Source organism: Brevundimonas sp. (genome assembly GCF_035999125.1).
In the GTDB taxonomy this organism is placed as follows: domain Bacteria; phylum Pseudomonadota; class Alphaproteobacteria; order Caulobacterales; family Caulobacteraceae; genus Brevundimonas.
In genome coordinates, this window is sequence record NZ_DASYGX010000013.1 from 175,157 (window position 1) to 192,253 (window position 17,097).

18 protein-coding genes and 1 tRNA gene are annotated in these 17,097 nt (G+C 70.5%); 10 read left to right on the forward strand and 9 right to left on the reverse strand.

Features of this window, described 5'->3' with window-relative positions:
* Positions 1–42: 42 nt before the first annotated feature.
* The 3 genes from VGN45_RS12155 to chpT form a co-directional block, all read right to left on the reverse strand.
* A complete protein-coding gene (locus VGN45_RS12155) occupies positions 43–858 on the reverse strand; it encodes a protein-glutamate O-methyltransferase CheR (protein ID WP_327462812.1) in 816 nt (271 codons plus the stop codon).
* On the reverse strand, positions 855–1,226 hold the full coding sequence (locus VGN45_RS12160) for a response regulator (RefSeq protein WP_327462814.1): 372 nt from the start codon (positions 1,224–1,226) through the stop codon (positions 855–857). The genes VGN45_RS12155 and VGN45_RS12160 overlap by 4 nt, the downstream gene beginning before the upstream one ends.
* 321 nt (positions 1,227–1,547) lie before the next feature.
* Positions 1,548–2,195, reverse strand: coding sequence for a histidine phosphotransferase ChpT (gene chpT / locus VGN45_RS12165; protein WP_327462816.1), 648 nt, complete (start codon positions 2,193–2,195; stop codon positions 1,548–1,550).
* A 294-nt stretch (positions 2,196–2,489) separates the two neighbouring features.
* Between chpT and cysQ the strand changes: the two genes are divergently transcribed.
* A complete protein-coding gene (gene cysQ, locus VGN45_RS12170; RefSeq protein ID WP_327462818.1) occupies positions 2,490–3,299 on the forward strand; it encodes a 3'(2'),5'-bisphosphate nucleotidase CysQ in 810 nt (269 codons plus the stop codon).
* A 141-nt stretch (positions 3,300–3,440) separates the two neighbouring features.
* On the opposite strand, the gene VGN45_RS12175 is transcribed toward cysQ, so the two are convergent.
* Positions 3,441–4,646: a hypothetical protein gene (locus VGN45_RS12175; protein WP_327462820.1), complete on the reverse strand. Its 1,206-nt coding sequence runs from the start codon at positions 4,644–4,646 to the stop codon at positions 3,441–3,443.
* A gap of 147 nt (positions 4,647–4,793) precedes the next feature.
* Between VGN45_RS12175 and VGN45_RS12180 the strand changes: the two genes are divergently transcribed.
* Complete coding sequence (locus tag VGN45_RS12180; protein ID WP_327462822.1) at positions 4,794–5,900, forward strand: alkene reductase; 1,107 nt, start codon at positions 4,794–4,796, stop codon at positions 5,898–5,900.
* 18 nt (positions 5,901–5,918) lie between these two features.
* On the opposite strand, the gene VGN45_RS12185 is transcribed toward VGN45_RS12180, so the two are convergent.
* Both VGN45_RS12185 and VGN45_RS12190 read right to left on the reverse strand, forming a co-directional pair.
* On the reverse strand, positions 5,919–7,094 hold the full coding sequence (locus VGN45_RS12185) for an ATP-binding protein (protein WP_327462824.1): 1,176 nt from the start codon (positions 7,092–7,094) through the stop codon (positions 5,919–5,921).
* A 166-nt stretch (positions 7,095–7,260) separates the two neighbouring features.
* Positions 7,261–8,151, reverse strand: a complete 891-nt coding sequence (locus tag VGN45_RS12190) for a LysR family transcriptional regulator (RefSeq protein ID WP_327462826.1) — start codon at positions 8,149–8,151, stop codon at positions 7,261–7,263.
* 112 nt (positions 8,152–8,263) lie between these two features.
* Between VGN45_RS12190 and VGN45_RS12195 the strand changes: the two genes are divergently transcribed.
* A complete protein-coding gene (locus tag VGN45_RS12195; RefSeq protein ID WP_327462828.1) occupies positions 8,264–9,241 on the forward strand; it encodes an alpha/beta hydrolase in 978 nt (325 codons plus the stop codon).
* Positions 9,242–9,388: 147 nt separating this feature from the next.
* Here VGN45_RS12195 and VGN45_RS12200 read toward each other — a convergent pair.
* Together VGN45_RS12200 and VGN45_RS12205 are read right to left on the reverse strand one after the other, a co-directional pair.
* A tRNA-Ala gene (locus tag VGN45_RS12200) sits at positions 9,389–9,464 on the reverse strand.
* A 107-nt stretch (positions 9,465–9,571) separates the two neighbouring features.
* A complete protein-coding gene (locus tag VGN45_RS12205; protein ID WP_327462830.1) occupies positions 9,572–10,030 on the reverse strand; it encodes a TIGR02300 family protein in 459 nt (152 codons plus the stop codon).
* A 103-nt stretch (positions 10,031–10,133) separates the two neighbouring features.
* Here VGN45_RS12205 and aroA point away from each other — a divergent pair, with 103 nt between their 5' ends.
* The 7 genes from aroA to mscL all read left to right on the forward strand — a co-directional run bounded on the left by aroA (position 10,134) and on the right by mscL (position 15,662).
* Positions 10,134–11,450: a 3-phosphoshikimate 1-carboxyvinyltransferase gene (gene aroA / locus VGN45_RS12210; RefSeq protein WP_414643432.1), complete on the forward strand. Its 1,317-nt coding sequence runs from the start codon at positions 10,134–10,136 to the stop codon at positions 11,448–11,450.
* On the forward strand, positions 11,447–11,740 hold the full coding sequence (locus tag VGN45_RS12215; protein ID WP_327462832.1) for a hypothetical protein: 294 nt from the start codon (positions 11,447–11,449) through the stop codon (positions 11,738–11,740). Before aroA ends, VGN45_RS12215 begins: the two co-directional genes overlap by 4 nt.
* The gene (cmk, locus tag VGN45_RS12220; RefSeq protein ID WP_327462834.1) at positions 11,737–12,375 is read left to right on the forward strand and encodes a (d)CMP kinase; all 639 of its coding nucleotides are present in this window, start codon (positions 11,737–11,739) and stop codon (positions 12,373–12,375) included. Before VGN45_RS12215 ends, cmk begins: the two co-directional genes overlap by 4 nt.
* Before the next feature lie 146 nt (positions 12,376–12,521).
* Positions 12,522–14,228, forward strand: a complete 1,707-nt coding sequence (rpsA, locus tag VGN45_RS12225) for a 30S ribosomal protein S1 (RefSeq protein ID WP_327462836.1) — start codon at positions 12,522–12,524, stop codon at positions 14,226–14,228.
* Between the two features lie 237 nt (positions 14,229–14,465).
* A complete protein-coding gene (locus VGN45_RS12230) occupies positions 14,466–14,756 on the forward strand; it encodes an integration host factor subunit beta (protein ID WP_327462839.1) in 291 nt (96 codons plus the stop codon).
* On the forward strand, positions 14,749–15,243 hold the full coding sequence (locus VGN45_RS12235; protein WP_327462841.1) for a GNAT family N-acetyltransferase: 495 nt from the start codon (positions 14,749–14,751) through the stop codon (positions 15,241–15,243). Before VGN45_RS12230 ends, VGN45_RS12235 begins: the two co-directional genes overlap by 8 nt.
* Entirely contained in the window at positions 15,240–15,662 is a 423-nt protein-coding gene (gene mscL, locus VGN45_RS12240; protein ID WP_327462843.1) for a large-conductance mechanosensitive channel protein MscL, read from the forward strand. Before VGN45_RS12235 ends, mscL begins: the two co-directional genes overlap by 4 nt.
* A gap of 4 nt (positions 15,663–15,666) precedes the next feature.
* Here mscL and VGN45_RS12245 read toward each other — a convergent pair whose 3' ends face one another.
* Positions 15,667–16,779: an N-acetyltransferase gene (locus VGN45_RS12245; RefSeq protein ID WP_327462845.1), complete on the reverse strand. Its 1,113-nt coding sequence runs from the start codon at positions 16,777–16,779 to the stop codon at positions 15,667–15,669.
* Between the last annotated feature and the right edge of the window lie 318 nt (positions 16,780–17,097).

Below are 17,097 nucleotides of genomic sequence, written 5' to 3' on the forward strand. Positions count from 1 at the left end.
TCGGACGGGCAGACTAGATCGCGGGGGAGGCGAAGGTAAGGGTCAGGCGGCCCGGCGCAGGGCGCCGGCAGACTTCACGTACAGGCCGGGGCGGCCGGAGACGGGGCGGAAGGCGACGGTGTCGCCGTCCAGGCTCTCGTCCGGGCCGGTGAACAGGCAGCCGTCGTCGGTCAGGGCGCGTTCGATGTTGTCCAGCGCCAGGGCGCGACGGCGCGGCTCCATGCCGCCCAGCACGTGGCGGCAGAAGACGACGTCGAACTTCTGGTCGTCCGGCATGGGGTCCAGCAGGTTGGCGCGGCGGAACTCCACACCGGCGCGCAGGGCGTCGGCGGCGGTCCACAGCTCGTCGGCCTGGACGAACCAGCGGATCATGGCGCGGGCCGACAGGCCGCGCTGGATCTCGAAGCCGGAATAGGCGCCGATCCGCGCCCGCTCCAGCGACAGGCGGTTCAGGTCGGTGGCCAGAACTTGGGCGTCGATGCCGCGCTCAGCCGCCGCCATGGCCAGCGACCAGGCCTCCTGCCCCGTCGAGCAGCCGGCGGACCACAGGCGGACGCGCCCGCCCGGACGCGCTGACGCCAGGGCCGGCAGCAGCTGGTCGGCGAAGACGGCGAAGGCGGCGCGGTCGCGGCGGAACCAGGTCTCGGAGTCCAGCAGGGCCTCGATCACCGCCCAGCCGACCGAGGCGACGGGCTTGTCCCACAGGCCGGCCAAAAGGGCGCCGACGTCGTCGAACCCCTCGCGGCGCGCGACGGAGGCCAGCCGGTGCTGGGCCAGCTTCATCCGGTCGCGGCCCAGACGCTGGCCGGTGCGGCCGACCACCAGGGCCTGGAGACGCTCGAAATCCTCCGGCGTCATCCCACGCCCGCCTCTTCGAACTTGGCGGCCAGGACGTCGCCGTCGAACGGCTTCATGACGTATTCGTCGGCGCCGGCGGCCAGGGCCTCGGAGATGCGGGCCGGGTCGGCCTCGATGGTGCAGAACAGGACCTTGGGCCGGTCGCCGCCCGGCAGGGCGCGCAGGCGGCGCAGGAAGGTCAGGCCGTCCATGACCGGCATGTTCCAGTCGAGCAGGATCACGTCCGGCAGGGCGGCGGTGCAGTGCGACAGGGCCTCGGCGCCGTCGGCGGCCTCGTCGACCTCATAGCCCAGGCCCTCGACGATGCGTCGGGAGACCTTCCGGATGATCCGGCTGTCGTCGACGATCAGGCAGGTGCGGGGGTCCAAGGGCGGCGTCCGAAAAAATCGACGAGTCACGAGGCTTCTGCGACGCCCCCCATGATCGCCGGAGGCGGGTTAACGAGTGGTTGGGGAGCGGGATAAAGGGCGCGTTAGGGATGTGGAGCCTGGGGCCGCTTTCCGCTGGTTCATCACAAAGAACACCAAGGAGGCACGAAGACCACGAAGGGTCCGGCGCTCCTGGCCGCGCGCAGCGCCTTGATGCGCATTGACGCTAAATTGCCTGCGGCGCCGCGCGCGCGGTTTCTTGGTGTCCTTTGTGCCCCCTTGGTGTTCTTCGTGATGAACCAACCGGCCCCCACGCGCGCGTCATGCAGGCAAATCCGCCAGCAACCGGACGCGGCCTTCGTCCGCCTGCACTTCCAGCGTACCGCCCAGGCGCTGCACCGCCAGCCAGAGCCAGTGCGGCTGGATCCACTGGCCGGGCAGGCCTTCCTCCAGCGGACGGCCGGCGAGGCCGGCGGCGGCCTCGGGCTTGAGCCGGGCACGGGCGCCCTCGGCCAGGCCTTCGATCTTCAGGCGGTCGCCGTCGAGGCGGGCGGAGACGGTCGCCTCGCCGCCCGACGGCAGGGCGCCCACCGTCAGATAGGCGAGGTTCAGCAGCACGCGCGCCGACGCCTTCGACAGGGCGGCCGGCTCGACGTTCCAGACCAGGGTCGCGCGCCCGCCGCCGGTCAGGTCGCGGACCAGCTTCTCCAGAGCCTCGCCGGTGAAGGTCTCGGCCGTGGAGGCCGCGCCGTAGGCCACGCGGGCGAAATCGACCACCGCCAGCAGGCGGGTCGCGCTCTGGCGGATCAGGGCCAGGGCGTCGTCGCGCATGTCCTGGGCGGAGGGGTCCTCCAAGAGGTCCAGCCCCTGGGACACGGCGCCGGCCGGGCTGATGACGTCGTGGCACAGCTTGGCGGCGACGAGGGCGGCCAGTTCAGTTTCGTCGCGGTCGGAGAAGGCGTCGGTCATGGGCCGGAAGCTGGCCTGATTTGGCGCATTGAGGGAAGGGACCGAGTGACGGGTTTCAACAGGGCTGGTTCATCACGAAGGACACCAAGGAGGCACGAAGAACACCAAGAGACCGAGCGCGAGGCGCCGAAGGCATTCCCGCGTCTTGCAAAATGTCGAAGCGCCGCGCGCGGCTACACGTGCAAGTCCCTTTGTGTCCTTCGTGCCTCCTTGGTGTCCTTTGTGATGAACCGACCCGCCGCGCCGACAGTCTGAAGGGCTGACGTTGCGCTCATGACGCTCTAAGCCACGCGAATGCCCCACTCCCCCCTCGACGCCCCGTCCGCCGGAAGCCTGATCGACGCGCTGGCGGAGATCGCGGAGGCGGCTGCCGCAGTGATCCGGCCGTACTGGCGCAGCGGCGTGGTCGCCGACGCCAAGGCCGACGACAGCCCGGTGACGCGCGCGGACCGCGAGGCGGAGGCGCTGATCCTGGAGCGGCTGGGCGCGCATTGGCCAGACGTGCCCGCCGTGGCCGAGGAGCGGTCGGAGGCGGAAGGGCGGCCGGAGACGGCGCCGGAGCTGTTCTGGCTGGTGGATCCGCTGGACGGCACGCGCGGCTTCGTGCGCGGGGACGAGCAGTTCACGGTGAACATCGCCCTGATCCACGGTCAGCGGCCGGTGGCCGGGGTGGTGACGGCCCCGGCGCTGGACCTGACCTGGGCCGGCGGGCCGGGGGGCGCGGTGCGGCGGCCGATCGGCGGGGCGTGGGAGCCGATCCGGGTGAGGCCCAGGCCGGCCGTCGCGCTGGCGCTGATGAGCCGGGGCGTGAAGCCGGAGGACGCCGCGGCCCTGGCCGACCTGCACGGCTGCGCCGAGTGGCGCGGCGAGGACAGCTCACTGAAGTTCTGTCGCATCGCGGAAGGAGCGTGCGACGTCTATCCGCGCACGGGGCCGACCTCGGAGTGGGACACGGCGGCGGGCCAGGCGGTGCTGGAGGCGGCCGGCGGGCGCGTGCTGGGCCCTGACGGCGCGGCGCTGGCCTATGGCAAGCCGGGCTTCATGAACGGGGCGTTCGTGGCGTACGGGGCCTATCCTTCCCTCTCCCAGCGGGAGAGGGCTTGAGGCTCGGCGAGCCTGCGAGCCGCTAGCCGAAAGGGTGAGGGGCTACTGTGTGACGTGCGGACGCCGTAGCCCCTCTCCCTTTCGCGTTTCCAATCGCTCCGCTCCTGGACGCTCAAGCCCTCTCCCGCCGGGAGAGGGACGCTAAAGACTCAGCAACGCCTCGGCCTGACGGGCCAGCAGGGGACAGCCTTCCTCGGTCGCGACCTCGACGGCCATGGCCAGCATGAGGCCGGTTTCGCCGGCGGGGGCGTCGCACAGGCGGGCGCGGGCCAGGGCGACGCGGGCCAGACCGATCTGGTCGGCGGCCCAGTCCAGGGGGGCGGCGGGGGTCGCCAGGCGGCGGCGCAGCTCGGCCTGGACGGCGTCCAGCGCGGTCGGATCGCCGGCGGCCTCGGCCGCGGCGACGCGGTCGGCGGCCAGGCGTTCGCGGGCCAGGGCGCCCAGGATCAGGCCCGGACCGGCCGAGCGGCACAGGGCCTCCACCGCCACCAGCCGCGCGGGGCCGCCGACTGAGGCCAGCTGGACGGCGCACCAGTCCAGCGGGCTGTGGTCGGGGGTGAACTGGTCGCCCGCCGCTTCCAGCAGGGCGCGGGCCTGATCGCGGGCCTGGGCGTCGTCGGCGAGGGCGGCGAGCGCGGACAGGCCCGAGGCGCTGAGCGCCAGCGCCCGGGCGCGGGTCAGGGGGCGGCGCTCGGCCGGGCAGGCCTCGACCAGAGCGAACAGGTCGCGGCCGGCCTGGTCCAGCAGGCGGCCGTCACGCTGGGCGATGCCGGCCTCCAGCGTCAGGCCCGCGCGGTCCAGCCGCACGGCCTCGGCCAAAGGATCGGCGGAGCCGGCCAGGCCGTGGACGGCAAGATCCAGCAAGGCGGCGGCCTCCAGCAGGCGCACCGGCCGACCGTCCAGCCGGGCCTGGCGGGCGGAGATGCGGGCGTGGACGGCGACGGTGGCCTGACGGGCGGAATCTCGGGCGATCAGTTGGGCGGCCTGATCCAGCAGGGCGGGCCCGCCGTACAGGTCGAAGCGCAGCAGCAGGGCCTGGGCGCGGGCGCAGCGCGCCTCTTCCAGCCGGGCGGCCGCGTGGGCGGCCTTCTCGGCGTCGCGGGCGGCGTCGGCGGCGTGATCCAGCGCGTCCTTGCGGCCGGTGCGGGCGGCAAGCTCGCGCCACAGGGCGGCGGCGTTCAGCCAGGCCTGATCCGGTTTGGCGCACGATGCGCGGCCGGCGTCGATGGAGGCGCGCCGGGCCTCGGCCTCGACCAGATCGACGCCGATCAGCTCCAGCCAGCCCAGGTCCTCGCGGTCGCGATCACGACCGAACAGCCTGCGCAGATCCTTGCCGAACTCGAACATGCCGCCTCCTGGCGCGTCCCGGGGTGGGACGGTGACTCCGTCTGATCCGGTCCACAAGCAAATGCGCGGCCGGGGCGAGGGTTCGCCCCTTGTCCGGCGGTCGGCGACGCCTATCTGCACCAAGCACTGTTGCAGGAACCCTCCCCCATGACCTCCCCCCTGTTCGAGCCCATCACCCTGGGTGCGCTGAAGCTGAAGACCCGCGTCACCATGGCGCCCATGACCCGCAGCCGCGCGGTCGCGGGCGAGGCGATCAACCCGAGCGCCGCCACCTATTACGCCCAACGTGCGGGCGCGGGCCTGATCATCAGCGAGGCCACCCAGATCAGCCGCCAGGGTCAGGGCTATCCGAACACGCCGGGCATCTTCAGCGAAGATCAGGTCGCGGGCTGGAAGGTCGTGACCGACGCCGTTCACGCCGCCGGCGGCCTGATGGTCGCCCAGCTGTGGCACGTGGGGCGGGTGTCCCTGCCCGACTATCAGCCCGACGGCGGCGCGCCTGTGGGCGCCTCGGCGGTCGCGGCCGAGGGCCAGGCGATGCGGCCGGACTTTTCCATGACGCCCTTCGTGACGCCGCGCGAACTGACAGAGGCCGAAATCGAGGGCGTGCTGGCCGACTATGCCCACGCCGCGCGCCAGGCGAAGGCGGCCGGGTTCGACGGGGTCGAGCTGCACGGGGCCAACGGCTATCTGGTCGATCAATTCCTGCGCGACGGATCGAACCGCCGCACCGACCGCTGGGGCGGGTCGGTGGAAAACCGCGCCCGCTTCCTGGTCGAGGCGACCCGCGCCCTGGTCGAGGTGTGGGGGCCGGAGCGGGTGGGCGTGCGCCTGTCGCCGACGGGGACCAACAACGGCATGTTCGACTCCGATCCCGCCGGCGCCTTCGGCCACGCGGCGCGCGCGCTGAAGCCGTTCGGCCTGGCCTTCCTGCACCTGATCGAGGCGGAGCCGCCGCATCCGATGGCGGGACCGGAGGGGTCGCCGCGACTGGCGAAAGACCTGCGCGAGGCGTTCGGAGGGCCGGTGATGCTGAACGGCGGCCTGACCCGCGTCTCGGCCGAAGCCGCCCTGGCCGAGGGCCGCGCCGACCTGGTCAGCATCGGCGTGCCCTTCCTGGCCAACCCGGACCTGGTGGACCGCTGGAAGGTCGGCGCCGAGCTGAACCCCGCCGACCGCGCCACCTTCTACGGCGGCGGGGACAAGGGCTACATCGACTATCCGACGCTCAAGGACGCGGCGAAGGCAGCGTAAGGCCGGCTGGCGCCGCGGTCAGCGAAGCACGGTCCGACGCATGAAGTCGTCGAAGAGCGGCACGGTGAACGCCGTGTCGCCGTGCCCTGGGCTGTAGATCATGCCCTTTTCGATCAGGCTGTTTCTGACGAAGGCGACCGAGGCCACGGGCTTGCCCAGAGCTTCTGCGATGTCGCCGGATCGGTGGGGCCCCGGGCCGAGCTCGGACATGGCCGTCAGGTAGCGCTTCTCGCTGGGGGTCAGGCGATCGAGCCGGACCTTGAAAAAGCTTTGATCGAGCTCGGCGAGCGCGTCCACCGTCGCCTGCTCGGCGTCGGTTCGCTCGATCGGCGACCCGTCGGCCACGTTCCAGCTGTGCTTGCCCCACTCCTGCAGGAAGTAAGGATAGCCCTGCGTCTGCCGCAGGATGGTGTCGATGGCGCCCGGCGCATAGTCAACGCCGTGTTCCAGCGCGGGAGCCTCCAAGGCCCGAGTCGCGGCGGCGGCGTCGAGCTTTCCGATCTCGGCGAACTCGAACAGTCGTTCAGCGTAGGATTTGGCGCGCCCGCTTCTGCCCACAAGCTGAGGCAACCCGGCGGCGACCATCGTGATCGGCAGACCCTGCTGAGACGCGTTGTGGAAGGCCGTGATCAAAGCCCCCAGTTGGTCTTCCGGGACGTACTGAAGCTCGTCGACATAGAGCACCACCGCCGTGTCTCGTGCCTGTGCCGCCTCACCCACGGCCGAGATGAGGTCCGACAGATCGAGCTCAAGATCACCGCTGTCGGCGAGTCCTCGCTGACCTGTGACGTCCATCGACGCCTCTATGTCGCCATAGCGGAGCCGAAGCGCCCCGACGAACCCCGCCAGCGCGGCCATGGCGTCGCCGGCCTTGGCTCGGACCGCCTCCAGCCGATCTAGCCGCAGCAGGGCCGCGCGCAAGGCGGGAGCCAGGGAGGCGGGAAGGGATTTGCCCTCAGGCGCCTCGATCCTTGCCGAGATGAATCCGCGCGCCTCCGCGTCCAGGCGGATCCGGTTCAAAAGCACCGTCTTGCCCACGCCCCGGAGGCCCCAGAGAATGAGGCTGCGGGCCGATCGTCCGGCTCTCACCCTGTCGAGCGCGATCGAAGCTCTCTCCAGAAGCTCATCACGGCCGGCCAGCTCGGGTGGCGGGGTGCCGGCTCCCGGTGAGTATGGGTTCGTTCGAGGGTCCATGTTGGGAGATTAGCCCATATATTGGCTTTCACCAATAACTGCCTAACCTGCAAACAGTCCAGCTCTGCTCCCTTGTCTTATGAGGCGTGCCTTGGGGAAGCGCGCGGTGGTTCGTGCTCCTGAATGCCGACGGCGGAGCGAGCGGCGGAAGCCGCCTGACCGTCCCTCAGAGGCGGGCTTTCGCGAAGTCGATGAAGGCCCTCAGCTTGGGCGCGACCTGGTCGCGGCTGGGGAAGTAGAGGAACAGGCCGGGGTTCTCCGGCATGAAGGGGGCCAGAACCGTCTCCAGCAGCCCGGCCTCCGTCAGGGGCGCTATCAGGTCGGTCATGGAGTAGGCGAGGCCGACCCCGGCGACGCAGGCCGACAGCATCAGCGTATTGGTGTTGACGATCAGGGGGCCGGTCACCGCGACCTCGATGTCGCGGCCCGCCTCCTCGAACTCCCAGCGATAGAGTCCGCCCCGCGCGGACTGGCGGAAGTTGACGCAAACGTGGGCCTTCAGGTCCTCTGGCCGCGCCGGGCGACCGTGGCGGGCGAAGTAGTCGGGCGAGCCGGCGATACAGAAGGTCGAGGGCGGGGTCAGGCGCACGGCCACCATGTCGGCGGCGATCATCTCGCCGATGCGGACGCCGGCGTCGAAGCCGTCCTCGACGATGTTGACCAGCCGGTCCTCGACGTAGAGCTCCAGCTCGATCTCGGGGTGGGCGGCGCAGAACTCCGGGATCAGGGGCTCGAGCAGACCCTGCGCCACCGAGGGGATGTTGAGCCGCAGCCGCCCCGCAGGACGACCGCCCAAGGCCTGAACCGCCTCCAGCCCGGCGGTGACGGCGGCGGCGCCGGAGGCTGCGTGATCCAAGAAGGCGCGGCCGGCTTCGGTCAGGGCCACGTCGCGGGTGGTGCGGGCCAGCAGGGCTGAGCCGGCGCGGGCCTCCAGCTGCTTGACCGTCCAGCTGACGGCGGCGGGGGTGACGCCCAGCTCGCGCGCGGCGGCGGTGAAGCTGCGGCGACGCGCCACCTCCACGAACACCGCCACGCCGTCGAACAGATCCCGTCTCATTTTCAAATCATGCTTGAAAGAGCGTTCAGGAGAAAGCGGATTATCTTCATGGTCGCTCGGGGCGATCTTGCGGACGTCGGGATCAGCCGACCGCAGAGAGGAGAGACTCGAGATGCCCCGTTTCGACCTGAACCGCCGCCAGTTCGCCCTGACCGTCTCCGCGGGCCTGGGCCTGGCCGCGCTGGGCGGCGGCGCCGCCCGCGCCGCGACCACCGTCTCCAAGGTCCGCTTCCAGAGCGGCGGCGAGACCCTGGTCGGCGACCTGCACGCCCCGGTCGCGGGCGGCCTGAAGCCCGCCGTCGCCATCATCGGCCCCATGACCTACCAGAAGGAGCAGGCCCCGACCCAGTATGCGCGGCGCCTGGCCGCCGAGGGCTATGTCGCCCTGGCCTATGACAGCCGTTACCGTGGCGAGAGCGGGGGCGAGCCCCGCGCCTGGGAGAACCCGGCCGCCAAGGTCGAGGATCTGATCGCCGCCGTCGATCATCTGGCCTCGCGGCCAGACGTGGACCCGAACCGGATCTTCGTGCTGGGCATCTGCCAGGGCTCGTCGGCGGCGGTGGTCGCGGCGGCGGACTCGGGCAAGGTCGCGGGCCTGGCCACCATCGCCGGCCACTATCGGGACCACGAGGGCGACATCGCCTGGCTGACGCAGGAGGGCTACGACCGCCGGCTGGCCAATGGGCTTGCCGCGCGGGCCAAGTATCAGGCGACCGGCGAAGTGGACTATGTTCTGGGCGTCTCCCAGACCGACATGAACGTGGGCATGCCGGGCGAGTTCGTCTGGGTCTGGTACCAGCCCTGGGCCGATCGGGGGATGTGGGAGAACCGCTACGCCGTCATGTCGGACGCGGACCTGTTGACTTTCGAGAGCCTGTCGGCGGCCGGGCGGCTGAGCACCCCCTGGCTGATGGTCCACGGCGACAACTGCTTCCTGCCGGACGCCGCCCGCCGCAGCTTCGACGCCGTACCGGCCGGGACGCGCAAGGCCATGGTGTGGGACGACACGCCCCACCTGTCCTACTACGACCAAGCCGCCGACATCGACCGCGCCACCGCCCGCGTCGTCGACTGGTTCGCCCGGGCATGACTCGGCCACCTCTGCTGTTCGCGGGAGCCGGCGCAGCGGTCGGTCTCAAGGCGGCTTTCGACCTCGGCGTCCCCGCAGATCCCGGCCGGTGGACCGACCGGGAACCGCAAATGGAAACGGCCGCTCCCTTTGGGGAAGCGGCCGTCGTGGTGGAGCTAAGCGGAGTCGAACCGCTGACCTCTTGAATGCCATTCAAGCGCTCTACCAACTGAGCTATAGCCCCGAACCTTTTCAGGTCGGATCGCCGGGCGGTGAATGCGCCCCCCGGCGAGGCGGCGGAACCTATGTCAGGGCCTTTTGGCGATCAAGCCCGGTTCCGCCATTTATTTTCTACTCGTCGTCGCCCGGTTTGACGATCTCGTCCTCGAAGGAATCGTCGTCGTCCTCGTCCTCGATGAAGGGCACGGAATCGTCGTCGTCGTCGGCCAGGTCGTCGTCGTCGACGGCCTCGCCCATGCCGGATTCCTCGGTCGGATCCTTGGCGTCGTCGTCCTCGTCGTCCGGGGTCAGGATCGGCTCGTGACCCTCCTCGTCGATCTCGGGCGTGGCGACGGCCTCTTCCTCGTCCTCGTCGCCGTCGGCCGACTTGTCCTTGACCTGATCCTCGGCCTCATCGTCCGTGTCCGGCACGCCGGCGGGACGGCCGCGGCGGTTGCGCAGCTTCAGCGCCTCTTCCGGATCGAAGTCCGTGCCGCACTTGGGACAGTGCGCCGGGCGGCGGTTGAGGTCGTAGAATTTGGCCTGGCAGTTCGGACAGACCTGCTTGGCGCCCAGTTCGGGATTGGCCACGGGGAGACCTTGAAAAGGAGTTGCCGGAAAGCGGGGCGCTCCCTTGCCACCGCGCGGGGCCGCTGTCAAAACCCGCGTCCCATAAAGCCCGAGGTCCGGCGCTTTGGCCGCTTCGCCCCCCACCCTGACCGCGCGTCCCGGACGGCCCCTGTCGGGCGTCGCGACCGCGCCCGGCGACAAGTCCATCAGCCACCGCGCGCTGATTCTGGGGGCCATGGCGACGGGGGTCACGGAGATCGAGGGTCTGCTTGAAGGCGACGACGTGCTGGCCACCGCGCGGGCGGTCCAGGCGTTCGGCGCGGGCGTGGATCGGCTGGGGCCCGGGCGGTGGCGCGTGACGGGGCATGGCGGGTTTCGGCAGCCGGCGGGCGTGATCGACTGCGGCAATGCGGGGACGGGCGTGCGCCTGCTGATGGGGGCGGCGGCGGGCTATCCGATCTCGGTCACGTTCGACGGCGACGCGAGCCTGCGGAAGCGCCCGATGAAGCGGGTGACGGGGCCGTTGGCGGAGATGGGGGCGCGCTTCGCATGGGCGGCGGAGGAAGATCGCCTGCCCCTGACGCTGACGGGCGGAGACCTGACCGGGCTGGAGTTCACACAGAAGGTCGCTTCAGCTCAGGTGAAGTCGGCCATCCTGCTGGCCGGGCTGAACGCGGCCGGGCGCACCGAGGTGGTCGAGCCCGAGAAGAGCCGGGATCATACCGAGCGGATGCTGGCCGCCTTCGGGGCGCACGTGCAGGTGAACGAGGAAGGCGCCGGCTGGCGGGTGACGCTGGAGGGCGGGCAGGCGCTGACGGGGACGGACGTGGCCGTGCCCGGAGACCCCTCCTCCGCCGCCTTCCCGCTGGCGGCGGGACTGATCGTGCCGGGGGCGGAGGTGACGGTGCGGAACGTCATGCTGAACCCGCTGCGCACGGGCCTGTTCGAGACCTGGCTGGAGATGGGGGCGGACCTGAACGTCTCGAACCGTCGGGCGGCGGGCGGCGAGGAGGTCGGCGACCTGACCGCGCGGCATTCGACGCTGACGGGCGTCGTCGTGCCGCCGGAGCGGGCGGCGTCGATGATCGACGAATATCCGATCCTGGCCGCCACCGCCGCCTTCGCGCGGGGCCAGACCGTGATGCGCGGCATCGGCGAAATGCGGGTCAAGGAGAGCGACCGCATCGCCCTGATGGCCTCCGGGCTGCAGGCGTGCGGGGTGACGGTGGTCGAGGAGCCCGAGGGCTTCGTCGTCACCGGCGGGCGCGTGCCGGGCGGCGCGACCGTGACCACCCACGGCGACCACCGCATCGCCATGAGCCATCTGATCCTGGGGCTGGCGGCGGAACGGGCGGTGACGGTCGACGAGCCGGGGATGATCGCCACGAGCTTCCCGGAGTTCGTCGAGATGTTGCGCGGGCTGGGGGCGGAGATCGGATGAGGACGCCGCTGTTACCCAATCTGCGGAGGCCGCCCCACCGCCCACTGTTCCATGCGTTCGCCGCCGTCTGGATGGCCTTTCTCGCCTTCATCGGCGCCCGCATCTGGCTGCGCAGCCTGGAGCAGGGCGTGCTGGACGTTCGAGGGCCAGCCCTCGTAAGGGCGGAGCAGCCGGAACTCTATTGGCTGGCGATGATCGGAGCCGCGGCGACGCTCGCCCTCGTCGCTGTGACCGCCGTCCTCGGCCTCCGCGCCTTGGTCTTGAACCTTCGGCGCGGGAGAAGCGCATGACGGACCTCGTCATCGCCGTCGACGGCCCGGCCGCCTCGGGCAAGGGCACGGTGGCCGCGCGGCTGGCCCGGCATTACGCCCTGCCCTACCTCGACACGGGCCTGCTTTATCGCGCGGTCGGACTGGCGGTGCTGGACGCGGGCGGGGATCTGGACGACGCCGATGCGGCCGAGGCGGCGGCGCGGACGATCGATGCGGCGCATCTGGCCGACGTCGAACGCCTGACCGGGCGCGAGGCGGGCGAGGCGGCCAGCCGGGCAGCAAGTCATCCGGGCGTGCGGGCGGCGCTGCTGGACTATCAGCGTGCGTTCGCGGCCCGGCCCGGCGGCGCGGTTCTGGACGGGCGCGACATCGGCACGGTGATCGCTCCGGACGCACCGGCGAAGCTGTTCGTCACCGCCACGCCCGAAGTGCGGGCCATGCGGCGATGGAAGCAGCTGACGGGGCGAGGCGAGACGATCGCGTTCGAGGACATGCTGGCCGACATCAAGCGGCGCGACGAGCGCGACGCGGGCCGAGGCGCGGCGCCCATGGTTCAGGCGGACGACGCGGTCTTGCTGGACACCACCGAAATGGATATAGACGCGGCCTTCGATGCGGCCCGCCGCATCATCGAGGCTGCGCGCGCCCGATAAGGGCAAATCCAACGTGCAGTTCCTCGGTCTCTGCGGGCGCCCTGGCCACCGGCCTCGCATCCTGACGACCTGACTTCCGAAACCTCAACCCCGCGCGGGACCGATCGGTCGCGCGCCCCAGCCTTTCCACTCAACCCCAGAGCTTCATGACCGACACCCTGACCCCCACCCGCGACGATTTCGCCGCGCTTCTGAACGACACGCTCGGCGAGCGCGATCTCGGCGAAGGCCAGGTCGTTCACGGCCGCGTCGTCGGCGTCGAGAAGGACATCATCATCATCGACGTCGGTCTGAAGACCGAAGGCCGCATCGCCGCCCGTGAATTCGGCATCGGCGAAGGCGCCGTGATCCCCAAGGTCGGCGATGACGTCGAGGTCTATCTGGAGCGGGTCGAGAACGCGCTGGGCGAGGCCGTCATCAGCCGCGACAAGGCGCGTCGTGAAGAAGCCTGGACCCGTCTGGAAGTGGTGTTCGCCGACGGCCAGCCGGTCAACGGGGTGATCGTGGGCCGCGTCAAGGGCGGCTTCACCGTCGACCTGGGCGGCGCCTCGGCCTTCCTGCCGGGCTCGCAGGTCGACATCCGTCCGGTCCGCGACGTCGGCCCGCTGATGGGCAAGGAACAGCCCTTCGCCATCCTGAAGATGGACCGCCCGCGCGGCAACATCGTCGTCTCGCGCCGCGCCATCCTGGAAGAGGCCCGCGCCGAACAGCGCACCGAACTGGTCGGCCAGCTGCAGGAAGGCGAAGTCCGCGACGGCGTCGTCAAGAACATCACCGACTACGGCGCCTTCGTGGACCTGGGCGGCATCGACGGCCTGCTGCACGTCACCGACATGAGCTGGAAGCGCGTCTCGCACCCGAGCCAGGTCCTGGCGGTCGGCGACACCGTCAAGGTGCAGATCGTCAAGATCAACCCGGACACCCAGCGCATCAGCCTGGGCATGAAGCAGCTGCAGGCCGACCCGTGGGACGGCGTGGAGGCCAAGTATCCGGCCGGCGCCAAGATGACCGGCCGCATCACCAACATCACCGACTACGGCGCCTTCGTGGAGCTGGAAGCCGGGGTCGAGGGCCTGGTCCACGTTTCGGAAATGTCCTGGACCAAGAAGAACGTCCATCCGGGCAAGATCGTCTCCACCTCGCAGGAAGTGGACGTGGTCGTGCTGGACGTCGACGCCTCCAAGCGCCGCATCTCGCTGGGCCTGAAGCAGGCCCAGGACAATCCGTGGGACGCTTTCGTGGCCGCCCATCCGATCGGCTCGACCGTCGAGGGCGAGGTCAAGAACGCCACCGAGTTCGGCCTGTTCATCGGCCTGGACAACGACATCGACGGCATGGTGCACCTGTCGGACCTGGACTGGAACGTCTCGGGCGAAGAAGCCATCCAGCGCTATCGCAAGGGCGAGATGGTCAAGGCCAAGGTGCTGGACGTCGACGTCGAGAAGGAGCGCGTCTCGCTGGGCATCAAGCAGCTGGGCGGCGATCCGATCGGCGAGGGCGACGCCTACAAGCGCGGCCAGCAGGTCACGGTCACGGTGTCCTCGATCGAGTCGGGCGGCATCGAGGTGAAGTTCGGTGAGGACGACGCCCCGGTTTCGGCCTTCATCCGCAAGTCGGACCTGTCGCGCGACCGCAACGAGCAGCGCCCCGAGCGCTTCGCCGTCGGCGACCGCGTCGACGCCATGATCACCGCCGTGGACAAGGCCTCGCGCCGCATCTCGGTGTCGATCAAGGCGCTGGAGATGAAGGACGAACAGGAAGCCATCGAGCAGTTCGGATCCTCGGACTCGGGCGCCTCGCTGGGCGACATCCTGGGCGCCGCGCTTCGTGAGAAGGCGAGCACGAAAGACTAAGGCGCACAGACCGCCCTCAAGCAGCGAGCGACCGCGTCGCGAGCGGCAGGGCACAAATGAGAAAGGGCGGCGGCGGTCCCGCCGCCCTTTTTCGTGGCCGGAAGCGAAAGTTCACCACGATCACCGCGTTATTCGGCGCCGGGGGCCTTTTCTCGCCCCTCGCGCGAGGTCTAGGGTGGCGCCGGCGCCGGACGACCGTCCGGTTCCGGACATGGGATACACGGGCGGGGGCCTGGCATGATCAAGTCCGAACTGATCGAGAAGCTGGCGGCCGAAAACCGTCACCTGACGCACGGCGAGGTCGAGCGCGTCGTCAACGTCATCCTGGGCGGCATGACCGACGCCCTGTCGGAGGGCGGGCGCGTCGAGATCCGCGGCTTCGGCGCCTTTTCCGTGCGGGACCGACCGGCGCGCGCGGGGCGCAATCCGAGGACGGGCGAGGCGGTCGACGTGCCGGCCAAGTCGGTGCCTTTCTTCAAGAGCGGCAAGGAGCTGCGCGAGCGGCTGAACGCGTCGGGCGATGCCTGACGCGCCGGGCGTCCGTTTCGTCGCGGCCGATTTCACCGACCCGTCGACGCTGGAGCTCATCGACCTGCATCTGGAGGGTATGCGGCGTTTTTCGCCGCCGGAGAGCGTGCACGCGCTGGACCGATCCGGACTGACGGCGCCGGACGTCGATCTGAGGATCGGGGTGATGGACGGACGGGCCGTGGTCATGGGCGCGGTGCGCGCCCTGCCCGGCGGCGGCGTGGAGCTTAAGTCCATGCGGGTGCGGCCAGAGCATTTGGGCCAAGGGCTTGGACGGGCCATGCTGGAGCACCTGATCGCGCTGGCCCAGGCCCGCGGCGCGCGGCGGATCAGCCTGGAGACGGGGTCAGGCGCGGCCTTCGCGCCCGCATTGTCTCTTTACGGGGCCAGGGGTTTCCGGTCGGGCCCGGCGTTCGGAGACTATGAAGCCACAGACTTCAACCAATTCCTGCATCTGGACCTGACGACGGGAGGAACCGCGGCATGAGCCTGTTCGGCGAGTTCAAGGAATTCCTCAGCCGCGGCAATGTGGTCGATCTGGCGGTCGGCGTCATCATCGGCGCGGCGTTCGGCAAGATCGTCACCAGCCTGGTGGAACAGGTGGTGATGCCGCCGATCGGGCTGGCGCTCGGACGGGTCGACTTTTCGCAGCTGAAGTGGGTGCTGGCGCCTGAGAATCCGGCGACCGAGGCGGTCGAGGAAGTGGCGATCCAGTACGGCGCCTTCATCAACACCCTGATCCAGTTCGTGATCGTGGCGGCGGTGATCTTCCTGATGGTCAAGGCGATCAACCGGCTGCGCCGCGAGAAGGCGGCGGAGCCCGATCCCGCCCCGGCCGCGCCGACGCCGACAGAGGCGTTGCTGGCGGAAATCCGCGACGAGCTGAGGTCGCGGCCGAAGGCCTGACGCGTCAGGCCGCGCGCCGTCGTTCGCCGGCCGGCGCAGGACGCAGGCATATCTCGTAGTCGCCGTCGAAGGGCGTGGGATCCCACGGCAGGTCGGGCACGGCGGCGCGCCAGTTCAGCTTGCAGTGGCCCCAGCCGCCTTCGGCCCGCGCCCGCTCGCGCCACGGGCCGAGTGCGGACCGGGCCCGCTCCGACACGACCTGAAGCCGCAGCTTGGCCGCGCCCCTTTCGCGGGCCAGGTCGAACAGAGCCGCCATCAGGGCGGGCACGACCGCGTCCCGCCCGTCGATCCAGTCCAGATCGAGAATTTCCAGCGCCGTGACCTCCAGCGCATTGCCCTTGGCCAGGCGCGCGCGGGCGTGGGCCACCAGATCGTCGCCCTCGAACGCGCCCAGCGTCACGGACGGCCAGGTCGCTTGGGGATCGGCGTCGCGCCAGCGCAGGACGGCGGGTGACCGGTCGGGCCGCAGGCGCGTTTCGCGCTCCAGTCTGAGGCGATAGCCGTCCCAGGCCGAGCCGTGCGACAGGTCCACGACGGGCTCGATCCCGTCCGCGAGCGGCCCGGACCAGGCCCGGTCCAGGCGCCGGCTGAGGAGCCGCTCCCCCAGCAAATCCGACACCCGCCGGTCATGCGCCGCCATGCGAAGGGCGCGGCCCAGGGCGCAGGCCACGGGATCGACGATCCAGGCGAGCTTCAATGCATGGGACGCCGGAGGCCAGGCTGTGAGCCCCAGCCGCTCATACAGCGGCGCTCCGGCCGGATTGGCGTTGAAGGTCCAGGTGGCGAAGACCTCGGGCTGGCTCAGAAAGGTGCGGACCAGACGCGTGCCGGCGCCGCGCCCGTGCTGGGCGGTGACGACCGAAAAGCCCGTCGCGCCCCTCAGCCGGATTCCGGGGCCGACGCAGTCCAGGCGCAGGTTGCCGAGGATGCCGACAGGTCGATCCGCCTCATCCGCGGCGATCCAGGCGACCGGAGCGTCGCCCGCCGCCGGATTGGCCGCCAGCCAGGCCCACCCCGCGAAGGTCCGCACCGGCCAGCCGACGCCGGCATGCAGGCCGGCGACGAGGACGACCTCATCGGGGTCGTCGTGGCGAAAAGGACGTATCCGGGCGCTCATGTCTCGTTTCGGCCTAGTGGAGAAACCCTGACCTCGGGTGAGCAAAGGTTGTGCCGCGGAATCGTGCCGCGCCGGCACGAGACGTGGTGAATCGCGCGTTCACCCTGAAAGACGGGCGTTCCGGCGGATGCCCTCGGGCCAATGCACTACCTTTGGGTGCTTTTCGCGTCCTGTGATCATACCAGGACGCATGGTCGGCTCGACGGCGATCACGAGACGTTGCGGCTTGTAATGACGGTTTTGCGATGGCCTTATCCGGCCCGACTAGGGGCGGGCGCGGTCATGCGCCCGTGAGGGTTCAACACGGACGCCAGTCCG

Bases quoted from the DNA above. Each gene is read 5' to 3' on its own strand.
- VGN45_RS12185 (WP_327462824.1), bottom strand. From the start codon at position 7,094: ATGGACCCTCGAACGAACCCATACTCACCGGGAGCCGGCACCCCGCCA.
- cysQ (WP_327462818.1), top strand. From the start codon at position 2,490: ATGCCCCACTCCCCCCTCGACGCCCCGTCCGCCGGAAGCCTGATCGAC.
- rpsA (WP_327462836.1), top strand. From the start codon at position 12,522: ATGACCGACACCCTGACCCCCACCCGCGACGATTTCGCCGCGCTTCTG.
- VGN45_RS12245 (WP_327462845.1), bottom strand. From the start codon at position 16,779: ATGAGCGCCCGGATACGTCCTTTTCGCCACGACGACCCCGATGAGGTC.
- VGN45_RS12235 (WP_327462841.1), top strand. From the start codon at position 14,749: ATGCCTGACGCGCCGGGCGTCCGTTTCGTCGCGGCCGATTTCACCGAC.
- VGN45_RS12230 (WP_327462839.1), top strand. From the start codon at position 14,466: ATGATCAAGTCCGAACTGATCGAGAAGCTGGCGGCCGAAAACCGTCAC.
- VGN45_RS12190 (WP_327462826.1), bottom strand. From the start codon at position 8,151: ATGAGACGGGATCTGTTCGACGGCGTGGCGGTGTTCGTGGAGGTGGCG.
- VGN45_RS12215 (WP_327462832.1), top strand. From the start codon at position 11,447: ATGAGGACGCCGCTGTTACCCAATCTGCGGAGGCCGCCCCACCGCCCA.
- VGN45_RS12180 (WP_327462822.1), top strand. From the start codon at position 4,794: ATGACCTCCCCCCTGTTCGAGCCCATCACCCTGGGTGCGCTGAAGCTG.
- mscL (WP_327462843.1), top strand. From the start codon at position 15,240: ATGAGCCTGTTCGGCGAGTTCAAGGAATTCCTCAGCCGCGGCAATGTG.
- VGN45_RS12175 (WP_327462820.1), bottom strand. From the start codon at position 4,646: ATGTTCGAGTTCGGCAAGGATCTGCGCAGGCTGTTCGGTCGTGATCGC.
- VGN45_RS12195 (WP_327462828.1), top strand. From the start codon at position 8,264: ATGCCCCGTTTCGACCTGAACCGCCGCCAGTTCGCCCTGACCGTCTCC.
- chpT (WP_327462816.1), bottom strand. From the start codon at position 2,195: ATGACCGACGCCTTCTCCGACCGCGACGAAACTGAACTGGCCGCCCTC.
- VGN45_RS12155 (WP_327462812.1), bottom strand. From the start codon at position 858: ATGACGCCGGAGGATTTCGAGCGTCTCCAGGCCCTGGTGGTCGGCCGC.
- cmk (WP_327462834.1), top strand. From the start codon at position 11,737: ATGACGGACCTCGTCATCGCCGTCGACGGCCCGGCCGCCTCGGGCAAG.